This is a genomic window from Geobacillus sp. CX412 (assembly GCF_027942335.1).
GTDB classification, from domain to species: domain Bacteria; phylum Bacillota; class Bacilli; order Bacillales; family Anoxybacillaceae; genus Parageobacillus_B; species Parageobacillus_B toebii.
The window spans coordinates 3323458-3341895 of sequence record NZ_CP103461.1 but is presented as its reverse complement, the minus strand read 5'-3'; the positions used below and the strand labels follow the sequence as shown (position 1 = coordinate 3341895).

At 42.3% G+C, this 18438-nt stretch carries 32 protein-coding genes and 1 pseudogene; all 33 read left to right on the top strand.

What is annotated here, in order from left to right:
• Window positions 1–31 precede the first annotated feature (31 nt).
• The 33 genes and pseudogenes from NXM86_RS17495 (at window position 32) to rpsK (ending at window position 18355) form a co-directional block, all read left to right on the top strand.
• On the top strand, window positions 32–280 hold the full coding sequence (locus NXM86_RS17495; protein ID WP_097353939.1) for a 50S ribosomal protein L7ae-like protein: 249 nt from the start codon (window positions 32–34) through the stop codon (window positions 278–280).
• A 104-nt stretch (window positions 281–384) separates the two neighbouring features.
• Window positions 385–807, top strand: coding sequence for a 30S ribosomal protein S12 (gene rpsL, locus NXM86_RS17490; RefSeq protein ID WP_012748880.1), 423 nt, complete (start codon window positions 385–387; stop codon window positions 805–807).
• Between the two features lie 37 nt (window positions 808–844).
• Entirely contained in the window at window positions 845–1315 is a 471-nt protein-coding gene (gene rpsG / locus NXM86_RS17485) for a 30S ribosomal protein S7 (RefSeq protein ID WP_012748881.1), read from the top strand.
• A gap of 157 nt (window positions 1316–1472) precedes the next feature.
• Window positions 1473–3551 (top strand): elongation factor G, encoded by a 2079-nt coding sequence (fusA, locus tag NXM86_RS17480; RefSeq protein ID WP_012748882.1) that lies wholly within the window; start codon window positions 1473–1475, stop codon window positions 3549–3551.
• Between the two features lie 144 nt (window positions 3552–3695).
• Window positions 3696–4883: an elongation factor Tu gene (gene tuf, locus NXM86_RS17475; RefSeq protein ID WP_012748883.1), complete on the top strand. Its 1188-nt coding sequence runs from the start codon at window positions 3696–3698 to the stop codon at window positions 4881–4883.
• A gap of 295 nt (window positions 4884–5178) precedes the next feature.
• Complete coding sequence (rpsJ, locus tag NXM86_RS17470) at window positions 5179–5487, top strand: 30S ribosomal protein S10 (protein ID WP_003247558.1); 309 nt, start codon at window positions 5179–5181, stop codon at window positions 5485–5487.
• A gap of 20 nt (window positions 5488–5507) precedes the next feature.
• A complete protein-coding gene (gene rplC / locus NXM86_RS17465) occupies window positions 5508–6143 on the top strand; it encodes a 50S ribosomal protein L3 (RefSeq protein WP_012748884.1) in 636 nt (211 codons plus the stop codon).
• Between the two features lie 29 nt (window positions 6144–6172).
• Window positions 6173–6795 (top strand): annotated as a pseudogene (gene rplD, locus NXM86_RS17460) (50S ribosomal protein L4).
• A complete protein-coding gene (gene rplW, locus NXM86_RS17455) occupies window positions 6795–7082 on the top strand; it encodes a 50S ribosomal protein L23 (protein ID WP_012748886.1) in 288 nt (95 codons plus the stop codon). The pseudogene rplD and the gene rplW overlap by 1 nt, the downstream one beginning before the upstream one ends.
• Window positions 7083–7108: 26 nt before the next feature.
• A complete protein-coding gene (rplB, locus tag NXM86_RS17450) occupies window positions 7109–7939 on the top strand; it encodes a 50S ribosomal protein L2 (RefSeq protein ID WP_012748887.1) in 831 nt (276 codons plus the stop codon).
• A gap of 57 nt (window positions 7940–7996) precedes the next feature.
• Complete coding sequence (gene rpsS / locus NXM86_RS17445) at window positions 7997–8275, top strand: 30S ribosomal protein S19 (protein ID WP_003247570.1); 279 nt, start codon at window positions 7997–7999, stop codon at window positions 8273–8275.
• Window positions 8276–8293: 18 nt separating this feature from the next.
• Complete coding sequence (gene rplV, locus NXM86_RS17440) at window positions 8294–8635, top strand: 50S ribosomal protein L22 (RefSeq protein WP_012748888.1); 342 nt, start codon at window positions 8294–8296, stop codon at window positions 8633–8635.
• Between the two features lie 3 nt (window positions 8636–8638).
• Window positions 8639–9295 carry a 30S ribosomal protein S3 gene (gene rpsC, locus NXM86_RS17435; RefSeq protein WP_012748889.1) on the top strand — a complete coding sequence of 219 codons (657 nt, stop codon included), beginning with the start codon at window positions 8639–8641 and terminating at the stop codon, window positions 9293–9295.
• A 2-nt stretch (window positions 9296–9297) separates the two neighbouring features.
• Complete coding sequence (gene rplP, locus NXM86_RS17430) at window positions 9298–9732, top strand: 50S ribosomal protein L16 (protein WP_012748890.1); 435 nt, start codon at window positions 9298–9300, stop codon at window positions 9730–9732.
• Complete coding sequence (gene rpmC / locus NXM86_RS17425; RefSeq protein ID WP_003247579.1) at window positions 9722–9928, top strand: 50S ribosomal protein L29; 207 nt, start codon at window positions 9722–9724, stop codon at window positions 9926–9928. Before rplP ends, rpmC begins: the two co-directional genes overlap by 11 nt.
• 23 nt (window positions 9929–9951) lie before the next feature.
• Window positions 9952–10215, top strand: a complete 264-nt coding sequence (rpsQ, locus tag NXM86_RS17420; RefSeq protein ID WP_003247581.1) for a 30S ribosomal protein S17 — start codon at window positions 9952–9954, stop codon at window positions 10213–10215.
• 50 nt (window positions 10216–10265) lie between these two features.
• Window positions 10266–10634, top strand: coding sequence for a 50S ribosomal protein L14 (gene rplN / locus NXM86_RS17415; protein ID WP_003247583.1), 369 nt, complete (start codon window positions 10266–10268; stop codon window positions 10632–10634).
• A gap of 37 nt (window positions 10635–10671) precedes the next feature.
• Window positions 10672–10983 (top strand): 50S ribosomal protein L24, encoded by a 312-nt coding sequence (gene rplX, locus NXM86_RS17410; RefSeq protein WP_012748891.1) that lies wholly within the window; start codon window positions 10672–10674, stop codon window positions 10981–10983.
• Between the two features lie 5 nt (window positions 10984–10988).
• On the top strand, window positions 10989–11549 hold the full coding sequence (gene rplE / locus NXM86_RS17405) for a 50S ribosomal protein L5 (RefSeq protein ID WP_498958383.1): 561 nt from the start codon (window positions 10989–10991) through the stop codon (window positions 11547–11549).
• A 34-nt stretch (window positions 11550–11583) separates the two neighbouring features.
• The gene (locus NXM86_RS17400) at window positions 11584–11769 is read left to right on the top strand and encodes a type Z 30S ribosomal protein S14 (RefSeq protein ID WP_003247599.1); all 186 of its coding nucleotides are present in this window, start codon (window positions 11584–11586) and stop codon (window positions 11767–11769) included.
• Window positions 11770–11801: 32 nt separating this feature from the next.
• On the top strand, window positions 11802–12200 hold the full coding sequence (rpsH, locus tag NXM86_RS17395) for a 30S ribosomal protein S8 (protein ID WP_012748893.1): 399 nt from the start codon (window positions 11802–11804) through the stop codon (window positions 12198–12200).
• A 31-nt stretch (window positions 12201–12231) separates the two neighbouring features.
• Window positions 12232–12768 carry a 50S ribosomal protein L6 gene (gene rplF, locus NXM86_RS17390; RefSeq protein WP_012748894.1) on the top strand — a complete coding sequence of 179 codons (537 nt, stop codon included), beginning with the start codon at window positions 12232–12234 and terminating at the stop codon, window positions 12766–12768.
• A 32-nt stretch (window positions 12769–12800) separates the two neighbouring features.
• Window positions 12801–13163 (top strand): 50S ribosomal protein L18, encoded by a 363-nt coding sequence (gene rplR / locus NXM86_RS17385; RefSeq protein WP_012748895.1) that lies wholly within the window; start codon window positions 12801–12803, stop codon window positions 13161–13163.
• 19 nt (window positions 13164–13182) lie between these two features.
• Window positions 13183–13683: a 30S ribosomal protein S5 gene (gene rpsE, locus NXM86_RS17380; protein ID WP_012748896.1), complete on the top strand. Its 501-nt coding sequence runs from the start codon at window positions 13183–13185 to the stop codon at window positions 13681–13683.
• A 13-nt stretch (window positions 13684–13696) separates the two neighbouring features.
• A complete protein-coding gene (gene rpmD / locus NXM86_RS17375; RefSeq protein ID WP_012748897.1) occupies window positions 13697–13885 on the top strand; it encodes a 50S ribosomal protein L30 in 189 nt (62 codons plus the stop codon).
• A 23-nt stretch (window positions 13886–13908) separates the two neighbouring features.
• A complete protein-coding gene (gene rplO / locus NXM86_RS17370; protein ID WP_081189183.1) occupies window positions 13909–14349 on the top strand; it encodes a 50S ribosomal protein L15 in 441 nt (146 codons plus the stop codon).
• Window positions 14349–15641, top strand: coding sequence for a preprotein translocase subunit SecY (gene secY, locus NXM86_RS17365; protein WP_081189184.1), 1293 nt, complete (start codon window positions 14349–14351; stop codon window positions 15639–15641). Before rplO ends, secY begins: the two co-directional genes overlap by 1 nt.
• Before the next feature lie 47 nt (window positions 15642–15688).
• On the top strand, window positions 15689–16339 hold the full coding sequence (locus tag NXM86_RS17360) for an adenylate kinase (RefSeq protein WP_012748900.1): 651 nt from the start codon (window positions 15689–15691) through the stop codon (window positions 16337–16339).
• Window positions 16339–17085, top strand: a complete 747-nt coding sequence (gene map / locus NXM86_RS17355; protein ID WP_012748901.1) for a type I methionyl aminopeptidase — start codon at window positions 16339–16341, stop codon at window positions 17083–17085. The genes NXM86_RS17360 and map overlap by 1 nt, the downstream gene beginning before the upstream one ends.
• Window positions 17086–17189: 104 nt before the next feature.
• Entirely contained in the window at window positions 17190–17408 is a 219-nt protein-coding gene (infA, locus tag NXM86_RS17350) for a translation initiation factor IF-1 (RefSeq protein ID WP_003247618.1), read from the top strand.
• 32 nt (window positions 17409–17440) lie between these two features.
• Window positions 17441–17554 carry a 50S ribosomal protein L36 gene (gene rpmJ, locus NXM86_RS17345; RefSeq protein ID WP_003247619.1) on the top strand — a complete coding sequence of 38 codons (114 nt, stop codon included), beginning with the start codon at window positions 17441–17443 and terminating at the stop codon, window positions 17552–17554.
• Window positions 17555–17574: 20 nt separating this feature from the next.
• Window positions 17575–17940, top strand: coding sequence for a 30S ribosomal protein S13 (rpsM, locus tag NXM86_RS17340; protein WP_012748902.1), 366 nt, complete (start codon window positions 17575–17577; stop codon window positions 17938–17940).
• Window positions 17941–17965: 25 nt separating this feature from the next.
• Entirely contained in the window at window positions 17966–18355 is a 390-nt protein-coding gene (gene rpsK, locus NXM86_RS17335; RefSeq protein WP_003247621.1) for a 30S ribosomal protein S11, read from the top strand.
• The last annotated feature ends 83 nt before the right edge of the window (window positions 18356–18438 follow it).

The following is an 18438-nucleotide window of genomic DNA, read 5'->3' as shown; positions in this document are numbered from 1 at the left end:
CAAAAACCTGGTACTTTGGAGGATATGTTACATGTCTTATGAAAAAGTATTGCAGGCTGGAAAAATTGTTGTAGGAACAAAGCAAACAGTAAGAGCTCTGAAAGAAGGAAAGGCACTGGAAGTTATCGTTGCGGAAGATGCTGATCCATCCATTATCGATAAAGTGATGGAAGCGGCAAAAGAAGCGAACGTTCCAGTTACGAAAGTGGATTCCATGAAAAAACTTGGGAAAGCATGCAAAATTCAAGTAGGAGCAGCTGCTGTAGCAATCATTCGTTAAAAACCGTTTTTGTGGTTTTTACTACAAAAACTTTGTTTTTGCATAAATAATGAACCGCCTGGATATGTGGGCTTGAGTTTGTATGTGAAGGGAGGAAATTTAACATGCCTACAATTAACCAACTAGTTCGCAAAGGTCGCGAGAAAAAAGTGGTAAAATCAAAATCGCCTGCATTAAATAAAGGGTACAACAGCTTCAAAAAAATACAAACAAACGTGTCTTCTCCACAAAAACGCGGTGTTTGTACACGTGTTGGCACGATGACACCGAAAAAGCCAAACTCTGCGCTTCGTAAATATGCGCGTGTTCGTTTAACGAACGGTATTGAGGTAACGGCTTATATCCCTGGTATCGGCCATAACCTACAAGAACACAGCGTCGTGTTAATTCGCGGCGGACGTGTAAAAGACTTGCCAGGGGTGCGTTATCACATTATTCGTGGTGCCCTAGATACAGCAGGCGTAGCGAACCGTATGCAAGGTCGTTCAAAATACGGTGCGAAAAAACCAAAAGAATCGAAAAAATAATATGAAATAGGATTTTTGGTTGAAAGGAGGAAAAAATATGCCACGTAGAGGTCCAGTTCCAAAACGAGACGTACTACCAGATCCAATTTACAATTCAAAACTAGTGACCCGTCTTATCAATAAAATTATGATTGACGGTAAAAAAGGAAAAGCGCAAAAAATTCTTTATACAGCATTTGATATTATTCGCGAGCGTACGGGTAAAGATCCAATGGAAGTATTTGAGCAAGCGTTGAAAAACGTAATGCCTGTGCTTGAAGTTCGTGCACGCCGCGTTGGTGGTGCGAACTATCAAGTTCCTGTTGAGGTTCGCCCAGATCGTCGCGTTACATTAGGTCTTCGCTGGTTAGTACAGTATGCTCGTCTCCGCGGTGAAAGAACGATGGAAGAGCGTCTTGCGAATGAAATTATGGACGCTGCAAACAACACTGGCGCAGCTGTGAAAAAACGCGAAGATACACACAAAATGGCAGAAGCAAACAAAGCGTTTGCACATTATCGTTGGTAATTACGGTTCTTTATTGATAATCTACAAGGGAGAATAGGTGATGGTGGCTGGGAAACTTGCCGCCAATTCACCTATATTCCTATATTATTTATTATTATGATTTTGTATTAGCGAATATCACATGATACTTATTTGAAGGAAGGAGAAAATAACCACCATGGCAAGAGAGTTCTCCTTAGAAAACACTCGAAACATTGGGATTATGGCGCATATTGACGCCGGTAAGACGACAACAACAGAGCGCATCTTGTTCTATACTGGCCGTATTCATAAAATTGGGGAAACTCATGAAGGTGCTTCCCAAATGGACTGGATGGAACAAGAACAAGAGCGCGGGATTACGATTACATCTGCTGCGACAACAGCACAATGGAAAGGGCATCGCATCAATATCATCGATACACCAGGGCACGTAGACTTTACGGTAGAAGTTGAACGTTCTCTTCGTGTACTTGACGGTGCGATCACTGTTCTTGACGCGCAATCTGGTGTAGAACCGCAAACAGAAACAGTATGGCGCCAAGCGACTACATACGGGGTTCCACGTATCGTATTCGTTAACAAAATGGATAAAATTGGCGCGGACTTTTTGTATTCCGTAAAAACGCTTCATGACCGCTTGCATGCAAACGCGCATCCTGTGCAATTGCCAATCGGCGCGGAGGACCAATTCTCCGGCATTATTGACCTTGTGGAAATGTGCGCGTACCATTATCATGATGAGCTTGGCAAAAATATTGAGCGCATTGAAATTCCAGAAGATTACCGCGATATGGCGGAAGAATATCGCAACAAGCTCATTGAAGCAGTTGCGGAATTAGATGAAGAGCTTATGATGAAATATTTAGAAGGGGAAGAAATTACAAAAGAAGAATTGAAAGCTGCGATTCGTAAAGCGACGATTAGCGTGGAATTCTTCCCTGTATTTTGCGGTTCTGCATTTAAAAACAAAGGGGTTCAGTTATTGCTTGACGGAGTTGTAGACTATCTTCCTTCTCCTGTGGACATCCCTCCAATTAAAGGGATCGTTCCGGATACAGAAGAAGAAGTAGTTCGTGAAGCAGACGATGACGCTCCATTCGCAGCGTTAGCGTTTAAAGTTATGACTGACCCTTACGTTGGTAAGTTAACGTTCTTCCGTGTGTACTCTGGTACACTAGATTCTGGTTCATATGTCATGAACTCGACAAAACGTAAACGTGAACGTATTGGTCGTATCCTACAAATGCATGCGAACCACCGTCAGGAAATTTCGAAAGTATATGCCGGTGACATCGCAGCAGCTGTAGGTTTAAAAGATACAACAACAGGCGATACTCTATGTGATGAAAAGAACCTTGTTATACTAGAATCAATGCAGTTCCCTGAACCAGTTATTTCGGTGGCGATCGAGCCAAAATCGAAAGCGGATCAAGATAAAATGGGTCAAGCATTGCAAAAATTACAAGAAGAAGACCCGACATTCCGCGCTCATACAGATCCGGAAACTGGCCAAACGATCATTTCTGGTATGGGTGAGCTTCACCTAGACATCATCGTTGACCGTATGCGCCGTGAATTCAAAGTGGAAGCAAACGTCGGTGCTCCACAAGTTGCATATCGCGAAACATTCCGTAAATCGGCGCAAGTCGAAGGGAAATTCATCCGCCAATCTGGTGGTCGCGGTCAATATGGTCACGTTTGGATCGAATTCTCTCCAAATGAGCGTGGAAAAGGATTCGAATTCGAAAACGCGATTGTCGGTGGGGTTGTCCCGAAAGAATATGTACCGGCAGTACAGGCAGGTCTTGAAGAAGCAATGCAAAACGGGGTTCTTGCCGGATATCCAGTGGTCGATATTAAAGCGAAACTATTTGATGGTTCTTACCATGATGTCGACTCGAGTGAAATGGCGTTCAAAATCGCAGCTTCGTTAGCATTGAAAAACGCTGCGACAAAATGTGACCCTGTGTTGCTTGAGCCAATCATGAAAGTTGAAGTAGTAATCCCAGAAGAATATCTTGGCGATATTATGGGTGACATTACTTCTCGCCGTGGACGCGTAGAAGGAATGGAAGCTCGCGGTAACGCACAAGTCGTTCGCGCGATGGTTCCACTAGCGGAAATGTTTGGATACGCTACTTCGCTACGCTCTAACACACAAGGACGTGGAACATTCACGATGGTATTTGACCATTATGAAGAAGTTCCGAAAAACATTGCAGATGAAATCATCAAAAAAAATAAGGGTGAATAATTGATTTCTGTCTGCAGTTTCGCTATAAATACTTATGTAAGACTTGGGAGCAAATATGACAAGTGTTTGCTCCCGGGCATTCTATATTATAAATTCAATTTTTAATTTAAAAATTAATATTCTAATTTTAAGGAGGATACTATAATGGCTAAAGAGAAATTCGAACGTAAGAAACCACACGTCAATATTGGTACTATCGGCCACGTTGACCATGGTAAAACTACGTTAACTGCTGCAATTACAGCGGTTCTTGCAAAACAAGGTAAAGCGCAAGCTAGAGCATACGACCAAATCGATGCTGCTCCAGAAGAACGTGAACGCGGTATCACAATCTCTACTTCACACGTTGAGTATGAAACTGACAACCGTCACTATGCACACGTTGACTGCCCTGGCCACGCTGACTACGTGAAAAACATGATCACAGGTGCAGCGCAAATGGACGGCGCAATTCTTGTTGTGTCTGCAGCTGACGGTCCAATGCCACAAACTCGCGAACACATTCTTCTTTCTCGCCAAGTAGGCGTACCATACATCGTTGTATTCTTGAACAAATGCGATATGGTAGACGACGAAGAATTGCTAGAACTAGTTGAAATGGAAGTTCGCGATCTATTATCTGAATATGACTTCCCTGGCGACGAAGTACCTGTTATCAAAGGTTCTGCGTTAAAAGCACTTGAAGGCGATCCACAATGGGAAGAAAAAATTATTGAACTTATGAATGCAGTTGATGAATACATTCCAACTCCACAACGTGAAATTGACAAACCATTTATGATGCCAATCGAAGACGTATTCTCGATCACTGGTCGCGGTACAGTTGCAACTGGCCGTGTTGAACGCGGTACGTTAAAAGTTGGTGACGCTGTAGAAATCGTTGGTCTTGCTGACGAGCCAAAATCTACAACGGTTACTGGTGTAGAAATGTTCCGTAAACTTCTTGACCAAGCAGAAGCTGGTGACAACATCGGTGCGCTTCTTCGCGGGGTATCTCGTGATGAAGTAGAACGCGGTCAAGTATTGGCAAAACCAGGCTCTATCACACCACACACAAAATTTAAAGCACAAGTTTACGTTTTAACAAAAGAAGAAGGTGGACGTCATACTCCATTCTTCTCTAACTACCGTCCACAATTCTACTTCCGTACAACAGACGTTACAGGTATCATCACGCTTCCAGAAGGCGTGGAAATGGTTATGCCTGGTGACAACGTTGAAATGACTGTAGAATTAATCGCGCCAATCGCGATCGAAGAAGGTACAAAATTCTCGATCCGTGAAGGCGGACGTACAGTAGGCGCTGGTTCTGTATCTGAAATTATTGAATAATAACAGCCCTACTAAAAAGCAGGTTTGCAAACGCAAACCTGCTTTTATTTCATTTGCGCAATTTTTTGACAAGTTGAAAATGCTCATTAGCTATGTATAATATAATAAGTGTGTAGAAAAACAAAGAAATTGCTTGCAATCTCGTTTACATATCTGTATAATATCAAATGTTGGTCTTTGACTGCGATGAAGTGGAAGGTTGCTGACACACCCGGTCGCTTTGCCATGGCGAGTGTGCAGGAAATTTCCATGGAGAATGTCTATTTTCAAAATAGGCGAAGAAGGAGGGAAAACAATGGCAAAGGAAAAAATTCGTATCCGTTTAAAAGCTTACGATCATCGAATTCTTGATCAATCTGCTGAGAAAATCGTAGAAACAGCGAAACGTTCCGGGGCAAAAGTGTCTGGTCCAATTCCGTTGCCAACGGAAAGAACTGTTTATACGATTTTGCGTGCTGTTCACAAGTATAAAGACTCTCGTGAACAATTCGAAATGCGTACACATAAACGTTTGATCGATATCGTAAATCCTACTCCACAAACGGTAGATTCATTAATGCGTCTTGACTTACCGTCTGGTGTTGATATTGAAATTAAACTTTAATTTAGCAGGAGGTGTGACGAATGACCAAGGGAATCTTAGGGAGAAAAATTGGTATGACGCAAGTATTCGCGGAAAACGGCGACTTAATTCCTGTAACCGTCATCGAAGCAACTCCAAACGTGGTATTGCAAAAGAAAACAATTGAAAAAGACGGTTACGAAGCGATTCAATTAGGTTTTGAAGATATAAGCGAAAAACGCGCCAATAAACCGCAAATCGGTCATGCTGCGAAAGCGAATACTGCACCTAAGCGCTTCATCCGTGAAATTCGCGGCGCAAATATTGATGAATATGAAGTTGGTCAGGAAGTCAAAGTAGATATTTTCGCTGAAGGCGATATTGTTGATGTTACTGGAATTTCAAAAGGGAAAGGATTCCAAGGCGCAATCAAACGTCATGGACAATCTCGCGGGCCAATGGCACACGGTTCTCGCTATCATCGTCGTCCTGGTTCAATGGGTGCGATTGCTCCAAACCGTGTATTTAAATCAAAAGAATTGCCAGGTCGCATGGGTGGCCAACGTGTAACAATCCAAAACTTGAAAATTGTCAAAGTGGATCCAGAACGCAACCTTCTTCTTATTAAAGGAAACGTACCTGGCCCAAGAAAAGGATTAGTCATCGTTAAAAGCGCAGTGAAAGCAAAAGCAAAATAATACTTTGCTAGGAAAGGAGGAACTATCCAATGCCAAAAGTAGCATTGTATAACCAGAGCGGAGAAACAATCGGAGAAATCGAACTGAACGATTCCGTATTTGGCATTGAGCCAAATAAACATGTGTTATTTGAAGCGGTTGTTATGCAACGTGCTTCTTTGCGTCAAGGAACGCACAAAACAAAAATCGCGCTGAAGTAAGTGGCGGCGGCCGCAAACCATGGCGTCAAAAAGGTACAGGACGTGCTCGTCAAGGTTCTATTCGCGCTCCACAATGGCGTGGTGGCGGTACGGTATTTGGTCCTGTTCCGCGCAGCTACAGCTATAAGTTGCCGAAAAAAGTTCGTCGCTTAGCAATTAAGTCAGCGTTATCTTCTAAAGTTCTTGAAAACAACATTGTTGTTTTAGATAACTTAACATTAGAAGCTCCAAAAACAAAAGAAATGGTGAAAATCTTAAATAACCTTTCTGTTGATCGCAAAGCGTTAATTGTAACTGATGATGTGAACGAAAATGTCACATTATCCGCACGCAATATTCCTGGCGTTACCGTGGTTACAGCAAACGGCATTAACGTTCTTGATGTATTAAATCATGATAAACTTGTAATCACGAAAGCGGCCGTGGAGAAAGTAGAGGAGGTGCTTGCATAATGAAAGATCCTCGTGATATTATTAAGCGCCCCATCATCACGGAAAACACGATGAATTTAACGGCTCAAAAAAAATATACGTTTGAAGTAGATGTAAAAGCGAATAAAACAGAAGTGAAAGAAGCAGTAGAGAAAATTTTTGGTGTTAAAGTAGAAAAAGTAAACATCATGAACTATAAAGGAAAATTCAAACGCGTTGGTCGTTACAGCGGTTATACAAACCGTCGCCGCAAAGCGATTGTAACGTTAACGCCAGACAGCAAGGATATCGAATTGTTCGAAGTATAGTTTAAAAGCGAAGGAGGGAAACAAACATGGCGATTAAAAAATATAAACCGACGTCAAATGGTCGTCGTGGTATGACAGTTCTTGACTTCTCAGAAATCACAACAGATCAGCCGGAAAAATCGTTGCTTGCGCCATTAAAGAAAAAAGCTGGCCGCAACAACCAAGGAAAAATTACGGTACGTCATCAAGGTGGCGGTCATAAACGTCAATATCGTATTATTGACTTTAAACGTGATAAAGATGGAATTCCAGGCCGCGTTGCTACAATCGAGTATGATCCAAACCGTTCTGCAAACATTGCGTTAATTCACTATGCAGATGGTGAAAAACGTTATATCATTGCGCCGAAAAACCTAAAAGTAGGCATGGAAATTATGTCTGGACCAGATGCAGATATTAAAGTGGGTAACGCATTGCCGCTTGAAAATATTCCAGTTGGTACGTTTGTGCACAATATCGAACTAAAACCAGGAAGAGGTGGACAATTGGTCCGCGCTGCTGGTACATCTGCGCAAGTGCTTGGTAAAGAAGGAAAATACGTTATTGTTCGTCTTGCATCTGGCGAGGTCCGCATGATTTTAGGTGCTTGCCGTGCAACAGTTGGGGAAGTAGGCAATGAGCAGCATGAGCTTGTGAAGATCGGTAAGGCAGGTCGCGCTCGTTGGTTAGGTATTCGCCCGACAGTTCGCGGTTCGGTTATGAACCCTGTTGATCACCCACACGGTGGTGGTGAAGGTAAAGCACCAATCGGACGCAAATCTCCAATGACTCCTTGGGGTAAACCAACACTTGGCTTTAAAACACGCAAAAAGAAAAACAAATCGGATAAATTCATTATACGTCGTCGTAAAAAATAACGGGGTTGAACTACGGTTCTTAAGAACCGTAGAGCAATCACGAAGGGAGGTTCATTTATGGGTCGCAGCTTAAAAAAAGGTCCATTCTGTGATGAGCATTTAATGAAAAAAATCGAAAAATTAAATGAAACAGGACAAAAACAAGTGATTAAAACATGGTCTCGTCGTTCCACTATTTTCCCACAATTTGTTGGTCACACGATCGCCGTATACGATGGACGCAAACACGTACCGGTTTATATCACAGAAGATATGGTAGGACATAAACTTGGCGAGTTCGCACCAACACGTACGTTCAGAGGACACGCTGGCGACGATAAGAAAACAAAACGTTAATGAGAGGAGGTTCAACACATGCAAGCTAAAGCTGTTGCACGAACAGTCCGTATTGCTCCTCGTAAGGCACGTTTAGTGATTGACTTAATTCGAGGAAAAGAAGTTGGTGAGGCAGTCGCAATTCTTCGCCACACACCAAAAGCTGCTTCTCCGATTATTGAAAAAGTTTTAAAATCTGCAGTAGCAAACGCTGAACATAACTACGATATGGATGTCAACAAATTAGTGATTACGGAAGCATACGTTGACGAAGGACCAACATTGAAACGTTTCCGTCCGCGCGCAATGGGTCGTGCTAGCGCAATTAATAAACGCACAAGCCATATCACCATCGTTGTTTCAGAAAAGAAGGAGGGATAATCAGTGGGTCAAAAGGTGAATCCGGTCGGTCTCCGCATCGGCATTATTCGTGACTGGGACTCTAGATGGTACGCTGAAAAAGATTATGCGGACCTTTTACATGAGGATCTAAAAATCCGTGAGTATATTAATAAACGTTTGCAAGACGCTGCAGTATCTCGCATTGAAATTGAACGTGCAGCAAACCGCGTTAACATTACGATTCACACAGCGAAACCAGGCATGGTGATCGGAAAAGGTGGTTCAGAAGTAGAGGCGCTTCGCAAGGCATTAACGCAATTAACTGGCAAACGTGTTCACATTAACATCGTTGAAATCAAAAAGCCAGACTTAGATGCGAAACTAGTTGCCGAAAACATTGCACGCCAACTTGAAAACCGCGTTTCGTTCCGTCGTGCGCAAAAACAAGCGATTCAACGTGCAATGCGCGCAGGAGCAAAAGGGATTAAAACGATGGTATCCGGTCGTCTTGGCGGTGCGGATATCGCACGTTCTGAACATTACAGTGAAGGAACTGTTCCACTCCACACGCTTCGCGCTGACATCGATTATGCAACTGCAGAAGCGGATACAACATACGGAAAACTTGGTGTAAAAGTATGGATTTATCGTGGAGAGGTCCTTCCGACAAAAAAGAAAACTGAGGAAGGAGGAAAATAATCATGTTAATGCCAAAACGCGTAAAATATCGTCGTGAACATCGCGGACGCATGAAAGGGCGCGCAAAAGGCGGTACGGAAGTACATTTCGGTGAGTACGGATTGCAAGCGCTAGAATCTGCTTGGATCACAAACCGACAAATCGAGGCTGCTCGTCGTGCGATGACTCGTTATATGAAACGTGGCGGTAAAGTTTGGATTAAAATTTTCCCTTCTAAACCATATACAGCAAAACCATTGGAAGTACGGATGGGTTCCGGTAAAGGTGCTCCTGAAGGTTGGGTAGCTGTTGTAAAACCAGGTAAAGTAATGTTTGAAGTTGGCGGTGTTTCTGAGGAAGTAGCACGTGAAGCATTGCGTCTTGCTTCTCACAAACTTCCGATCAAATGCAAGTTTGTAAAACGTGAAGAAATTGGTGGTGAAGCAAATGAAAGCTAAAGAAATTCGTGAACTTACCACTGCCGAAATCGAACAAAAAATTAAAGCGTTAAAAGAAGAATTATTCAACCTTCGCTTCCAATTGGCAACAGGGCAATTAGAAAACACAGCACGCATCCGCCAAGTGCGTAAAGATATTGCACGCATGAAAACGATTATCCGCGAAAGAGAGATTGCTGCGAACGCAAAAAAATAACCGTTTGAGAGGAGGTTTGCGACATGAGTGAGCGCAATCAACGCAAAGTGTACGTAGGCCGCGTTGTATCCGACAAAATGGATAAAACCATTACTGTTCTTGTTGAAACATACAAAAAACATCCGCTTTACGGCAAACGCGTGAAATATTCAAAAAAATATAAAGCGCATGATGAAAACAACATCGCAAAAGTCGGCGATATCGTAAAAATTATGGAGACTCGCCCGCTTTCTGCAACGAAGCGTTTCCGTTTAGTAGAAATCGTTGAAAAAGCAGTTATCGTTTAATCATTATCTATGTTCGGATCGTGATATAATTCCGAAAGGAGGTTTCGTCAATGATTCAACAAGAATCTCGTTTAAAAGTAGCTGATAACTCAGGCGCACGTGAAGTGCTTGTCATTAAAGTATTAGGCGGTTCTGGTCGCCGCTACGCAAACATTGGCGATGTGGTCGTTGCGACAGTTAAAGAAGCGACACCAGGTGGCGTTGTTAAAAAAGGTCAAGTAGTGAAAGCGGTAGTTGTTCGTACGAAACGTGGTGTTCGTCGCTCTGACGGTTCTTATATCCGCTTTGATGAAAATGCTTGCGTCATTATTCGTGATGATAAAAGCCCGCGTGGCACACGTATTTTCGGACCTGTTGCACGTGAATTACGTGACAAAGACTTTATGAAAATCATTTCTTTAGCTCCAGAAGTAATTTAACGGACAGGAAAAGCCTTTTAAGGAGGTGCGAACTGCGATGCATGTAAAAAAAGGTGATAAAGTACAAGTAATCTCCGGCAAAGATAAAGGAAAACAAGGCGTGATCCTTGCTGCATTCCCTAAGAAAAACCGTGTGATTGTTGAAGGTGTCAATATCGTTAAAAAACACGCAAAACCATCTCAAGCAAATCCACAAGGCGGCATTATCACAAAAGAGGCACCAATTCACGTATCTAAAGTAATGCCTTTAGATCCAAAAACGGGACTTCCAACACGTATTGGATATAAGATTGTAGATGGCAAAAAAGTACGTTATGCAAAAAGATCTGGTGAGATTTTAGATAAATAATTGTGATGTCAGAAAGGAGGTACTCTTATGAACCGCCTAAAGAGAAGTATTTAAAAGAAGTGACTCCTGCTTTAATGAGCAAGTTCAACTATAAATCTATAATGCAAGTTCCAAAAATCGAAAAAATCGTCATCAACATGGGTGTTGGTGATGCGGTACAAAATCCAAAAGCACTTGATAGTGCTGTAGAAGAATTAACATTAATCGCTGGTCAAAAACCGGTTGTAACTCGTGCGAAAAAATCAATCGCTGGATTCCGTCTTCGCGCTGGAATGCCAATCGGTGCGAAAGTGACATTGCGTGGAGAACGCATGTATGATTTCTTAGACAAACTTATTTCTGTATCTCTTCCGCGTGTTCGTGATTTCCGTGGAGTATCGAAAAAGTCGTTTGATGGTCGCGGTAACTATACGTTAGGAATTAAAGAACAATTGATTTTCCCTGAAATTGATTACGATAAAGTAAATAAAGTTCGCGGTATGGATATCGTTATTGTTACTACAGCGAAAACGGACGAAGAGGCTCGTGAACTATTAACATTACTCGGTATGCCATTCCAAAAATAATGAATCCCATCTGTAAAATAAGGGAGGCGAAATCGTGGCTAAAAAATCAATGATCGCGAAACAAAAACGTACGCCAAAGTTTAAAGTAAGAGCGTACACCCGTTGCGAACGCTGCGGTCGTCCGCATTCGGTTTATCGCAAATTTAAACTTTGCCGTATTTGTTTCCGTGAATTAGCATACAAAGGTCAACTTCCAGGCATTAAAAAAGCAAGCTGGTAATAAACCCATGAATTGGGAAGGAGGTAAAACATATGGTGATGACAGATCCAATTGCAGATATGCTCACTCGCATTCGTAATGCGAATATGGTACGTCACGAGAAGCTCGAAGTGCCTGCTTCGAAAATGAAACGTGAAATCGCGGAAATTTTAAAACGCGAAGGATTTATTCGTGATGTTGAATACATTGAAGATAATAAGCAAGGCATTCTTCGTATTTTCTTAAAATACGGCCCAAATAACGAACGTGTAATTACCGGTTTGAAACGCATCAGCAAACCTGGTTTGCGCGTTTATGTTAAAGCCCATGAAGTGCCTCGCGTATTGAACGGTTTAGGGATTGCGATCCTTTCTACATCTCAAGGCATTTTAACAGATAAAGAAGCACGTCAAAAAGGAACTGGCGGCGAAGTAATCGCATACGTATGGTAATTCATTTTGCTAAGAATGGAGGTGTTTATGCATGTCACGTGTTGGTAAAAAGCCAATTGAAATTCCGTCTGGTGTAACAGTAACGGTTAACGGCAATACCGTTACAGTGAAAGGACCAAAAGGCGAATTGACTCGCACTTTTCATCCAGATATGACAATTAAAGTAGAAGATAATGTAATCACTGTTACTCGTCCGAGCGACGAAAAACGCCATCGTGCTCTTCATGGTACGACTCGCAGTTTGCTTGCAAACATGGTTGAAGGTGTATCAAAAGGTTACGAAAAAACGCTTGAATTAGTCGGTGTCGGTTATCGTGCGGCGAAACAAGGTAAAAAACTTGTACTGAACGTCGGTTTTTCTCATCCAGTAGAAATTGAACCGGAAGAAGGATTAGAAATTGAAGTTCCTTCACAAACAAAAATCGTTGTAAAAGGTGCAGACAAACAACGTGTCGGCGAACTTGCAGCGAATATTCGCGCTGTGCGTCCACCTGAACCATATAAAGGCAAAGGTATTCGCTACGAAGGCGAAGTCGTACGTCTTAAAGAAGGTAAAACTGGCAAATAATGCAGCTTAGCGAAATGAAAGGAGTGACATAAATGATCACAAAAGTTGACCGTAACGCAGTTCGTAAAAAAAGACATGCGCGCGTTCGCAAAAAAATATTTGGAACTGCTGAACGTCCACGCTTAAATGTGTTCCGTTCTAATAAACACATTTATGCGCAAATTATTGATGATATGAAAGCAGTAACGATTGTCAGCGCTTCTACATTAGATAAAGAATTTGACTTAGAATCGACTGGAAATATCGAAGCAGCAAAAAAAGTTGGCGAATTAGTCGCAAAACGTGCGTTAGAAAAAGGAATTAAAAAGGTCGTTTTCGACCGCGGCGGATATTTATATCACGGACGTGTAAAAGCACTTGCTGATGCTGCTCGCGAAGCTGGCTTAGAATTCTAATTATAAAGGAGGGACAATGATGCGTCGTATCGATCCAAATAAACTTGAACTTGAAGAGCGCGTAGTAGCGGTGAACCGTGTTGCAAAGGTAGTAAAAGGTGGACGTCGTTTACGCTTTTCCGCATTAGTGGTGGTCGGCGATAAAAACGGTCATGTCGGTTTTGGTACAGGAAAAGCACAAGAAGTTCCTGATGCGATCCGCAAAGCGATTGAAGATGCGAAGAAAAATTTAATTGAAGTACCGATTGTTGGAACAACGATTCCTCACGAAGTGATCGGTCATTTTGGAGCAGGGAAAATCATTTTGAAACCTGCATCCGAAGGTACAGGGGTTATCGCTGGTGGTCCAGCTCGTGCTGTACTAGAGTTAGCGGGTATTAGCGACATTTTATCTAAATCTATCGGTTCGAATACGCCAATTAACATGGTGCGCGCTACTGTTGACGGGTTAAAACAATTAAAACGTGCAGAAGATGTAGCGAGATTGCGCGGTAAAACAGTTGAGGAACTGTTAGGATAAGGAGGGAAATACAATGGCAAAAAAATTGGAGATTACCCTCACTCGCAGCGTCATCGGTCGTCCAGAAGATCAACGGATCACAGTGAAAACGTTAGGTTTACGCAAAATGCACCAAACCGTCGTTCATAATGATAATCCTGCGATTCGCGGGATGATTAACAAAGTCGCTCACCTTGTCAAAGTAAAAGAAATTGAAGAATAATGATCATAAGGAGGTGCTTCGCGATGAAACTTCATGAATTACAACCAGCACCAGGTTCCCGCAAAGAACGCACTCGCGTGGGCCGTGGTATCGGTTCTGGTAAAGGTAAAACGTCTGGTAGAGGTCAAAAAGGTCAAAATGCACGCTCTGGCGGTGGGGTACGCCTCGGTTTTGAAGGTGGTCAAACTCCTTTATTCCGTCGTCTTCCAAAACGCGGTTTTACCAACATTAATCGCAAAGAATATACGATCGTCAACCTTGATAAGTTAAATCGCTTTGAAGACGGTACAGAAGTAACGCCTGAATTGTTGCTTGAAACTGGCGTAATCAGCAAATTAAAATCAGGTGTGAAAATTTTAGGAAAAGGCCAAATCGAGAAAAAGTTAACGGTAAAAGCTCATAAATTCTCTGCTTCTGCGAAAGAAGCGATTGAAGCTGCTGGCGGTAAAACTGAGGTGATTTAATGTTTCGGACAATCTCCAACTTTATGCGCGTCGGTGATATAAGAAAAAAAATTATTTTTACTCTTCTCATGCTCGTTGTGTTCCGAATTGGGACGTTTATTCCTGTGCCGAATGTGAATGCGGATGTATTAAAAGTGCAAGACCAAATGAACGCTTTCGGTGTTCTGAACATATTCGGCGGCGGGGCATTACAAAACTTTTCCATTTTTGCGATGGGCGTCATGCCGTATATTACAGCATCCATCATCGTGCAGCTTTTGCAGATGGATGTTGTTCCTAAATTTACGGAGTGGTCAAAGCAAGGTGAGGTTGGACGACGTAAATTAGCTCAGTTTACCCGCTATTTTACGGTCGTTTTAGGTTTTATTCAGGCGCTCGGAATGTCATACGGTTTTAATAACCTAGCTTCAGGAGCGCTCATTAAAAATCCTGGAATACCAACATACCTGTTAATTGCAACGGTGTTAACAGCCGGAACTGCATTTCTAATGTGGCTTGGAGAACAAATTACTGCTAAAGGTGTTGGAAACGGCATTTCGATCATTATTTTTGCCGGGATTGTCTCCGGTATCCCTGCCGTGTTAAACCAAATTTATGCTCAACAATTTGAAAACATCGGCGAAGATTTGTTCTTACGAATTGTTAAGCTTCTGCTTGTTGCGTTAGCGGTAGTTGTTGTTATCGTTGGCGTTATTTACATTCAACAAGCATTCCGGAAAATTCCGATTCAATATGCAAAACGACTGGAAGGACGCAGCCCAGTTGGCGGGCATTCTACTCACTTGCCGCTGAAAGTAAATCCAGCGGGAGTGATTCCAGTTATTTTTGCTGTGTCGTTTCTTGTTGCTCCACCAACAATTGCATCGTTTTTTGGTTCGAATGATGTAACATTGTGGATTCGGAAAACATTCGATTATACACATCCAGTTGGCATGGTTATTTATGTTCTATTAATTATTGCGTTTACGTATTTCTATGCATTTGTCCAAGTCAATCCGGAACAGATGGCGGACAACCTGAAAAAACAAGGTGGTTACATCCCAGGAATACGTCCAGGAAAGAATACACAGGAATATGTAACGAAAATTCTTTACCGGCTTACTTTTGTCGGTTCGCTATTTTTAGCGGCTATTGCAATTCTTCCTGTTTTCTTTGTGGAATTTGCTAAATTGCCGCCTTCCGCTCAAATCGGTGGAACAAGTTTGCTCATTGTTGTCGGTGTTGCACTTGAGACAATGAAACAACTTGAAAGTCAGCTTGTAAAACGTCACTATCGTGGTTTTATTAAATAAAGAGGTCAGGGGTACCCTAACCTCTATAGAGCTGAGGGGGAGCGAGGATGAATTTAGTACTAATGGGATTGCCGGGCGCTGGGAAAGGTACTCAAGCGGAGAAAATCGTTGAAACATATGGGATTCCGCATATTTCGACTGGCGACATGTTTCGTGCTGCCATTAAAGAAGGGACGCCATTAGGACTGCAAGCGAAAGAGTATATGGACCGCGGCGATCTAGTTCCTGATGAAGTGACGATTGGGATCGTTCGCGAGCGTTTAAGCAAAGATGACTGCCAAAAAGGGTTTTTGCTAGATGGGTTTCCGCGGACCGTTGCTCAAGCGGAAGCATTAGAAAACATTCTAGCGGAATTAAATCGTTCGATCGACTATGTCATCCATATTCAAGTCGACAAAGATATTTTAATGGAGCGGTTAACTGGAAGAAGAATTTGTAAAAACTGTGGTGCAACGTACCACCTCGTGTTTAACCCACCAGCAAAGTCTGGTGTTTGTGACAAATGTGGCGGTGAACTGTACCAACGTGCAGATGACAATGAGGAAACGGTAGCAAACCGTCTCGAAGTCAATATAAAACAAACGCAGCCATTGCTTGAGTTTTATGAAAAGAAAGGGTATTTACGCCATATTAACGGACAACAGGACATTGAAAAAGTATTTGCGGACATTCGTGAACTTCTTGGGGGATTACAATAATGATTATTTGCAAAACTCCGCGTGAAATTGAAATCATGCGTGAGGCAGGAAAAATTGTTGCTTTGACTCGCCAAGAGTTAGAAAAACATATTCGTCCTGGAATTACGACAAAAGAGTTGGATGCGATTGCTGAAGCAGTTATACGGAAACATGGGGCAATTCCTTCGTTTAAAGGATACAACGGATTCCCTGGCAGCATTTGCGCTTCGGTAAATGAAGAACTCGTTCACGGTATTCCTGGTGACCGGGTGTTAAAAGAAGGCGATATTATTAGCATTGATGTCGGGGCCCAATATAATGGTTATCATGCCGACTCTGCATGGACGTATCCTGTTGGGGAAATTGCGGAAGAAACGAAAAAACTTCTTGAAGTAACGGAAAAATCCTTATATATAGGATTAGAAGAAGCAAAACCAGGTGCCCGTTTGTCCAATATTTCCCATGCTATACAAACGTACGTCGAATCCCATCATTTTTCGATTGTTCGCGAGTATGTTGGGCACGGAATTGGTCAAAACTTACATGAAGACCCACAAATACCGCATTATGGTCCGCCAAATAAAGGGCCACGTTTGAAACCAGGAATGACGCTATGTATTGAACCGATGGTAAATGCGGGAAGCCGTTATGTTAAAACACTTGCCGATAACTGGACGGTCGTTACAGTAGATGGAAAGATGTGTGCTCATTTTGAGCATACGATTGCCATTACAGAAAATGGCTATGAAATTTTAACAACTCTCTAATATAATCATGATGGAGACTGGTCGTGTAGCAATTCGTAGATATAGTATGCGTTCGGTTTTTTCCTAACACTATGTTACTCATTCGAAGGAGGGAGAGCCGTTCGATGGCTAAAGACGATGTAATTGAAGTGGAAGGCACCGTTGTCGAAACATTGCCCAATGCCATGTTCCGTGTGGAATTAGAAAACGGTCATACGGTATTGGCACACGTTTCTGGCAAAATTCGCATGCACTTCATTCGAATTTTACCAGGAGATAAAGTTACGGTAGAATTATCTCCGTATGATTTGACTCGCGGTCGGATCACGTACCGCTATAAATAAAGGACTCCGCATCAATAAGGAGGTTAAAGGACATGAAAGTAAGACCATCTGTAAAACCTATTTGCGAAAAATGCAAAGTTATTCGTAGACGTGGCAAAGTTATGGTAATTTGCGAAAATCCAAAACATAAACAAAGACAAGGGTAATCTTTAAGGAGGTGTATAGTATGGCACGTATTGCAGGTGTAGATATTCCTCGTGACAAACGTGTAGTCATTTCGTTAACATATATCTACGGAATCGGTAAATCTACTGCTAAAAAAATCTTAGCGGAGGCTGGCGTTTCCGAAGATACACGCGTTCGTGATTTGACAGAAGAAGAACTAGGAAGAATTCGTGAAATCGTTGGTCGTTTGAAAGTAGAAGGAGATCTTCGTCGCGAAGTATCGCTAAATATCAAACGTTTAATCGAAATCGGATGCTATCGCGGTATTCGTCATCGTCGCGGCTTGCCAGTTCGCGGTCAAAATACGAAAAACAATGCTCGTACACGTAAAGGTCCACGCCGTACAGTAGCAAACAAGAAAAAATAATTAAGCAAAGGAGGTAATTCCACGAATGGCACGTAAAACAAATACACGCAAACGCCGTGTAAGAAAAAATATTGAGACTGGTATTGCGCATATCCGTTCAACATTTAACAATACGATCGTAACAATTACTGACGTTCACGGTAACACGATTGCTTGGTCAAGTGCTGGAGCATTAGGTTTTAAAGGCTCTCGTAAATCGACGCCGTTTGCGGCACAAATGGCAGCAGAAGCAGCTGCAAAAGCCTCCATGGAACATGGAATGAAAACAGTAGAAGTAAATGTAAAAGGCCCTGGTGCTGGTCGTGAGGCAGCGATTCGTGCATTACAAGCAGCTGGATTAGAAATTACAGCAATTAAAGACGTAACTCCTATACCGCACAATGGATGCCGTCCGCCAAAACGTCGCCGTGTGTAATACCCCTGTATAGAATTTGTATCCTTGTCAATAATGGGATATGATAAGTATTAAATTACAGGGAAGTTTTGCTCAGCCATTCG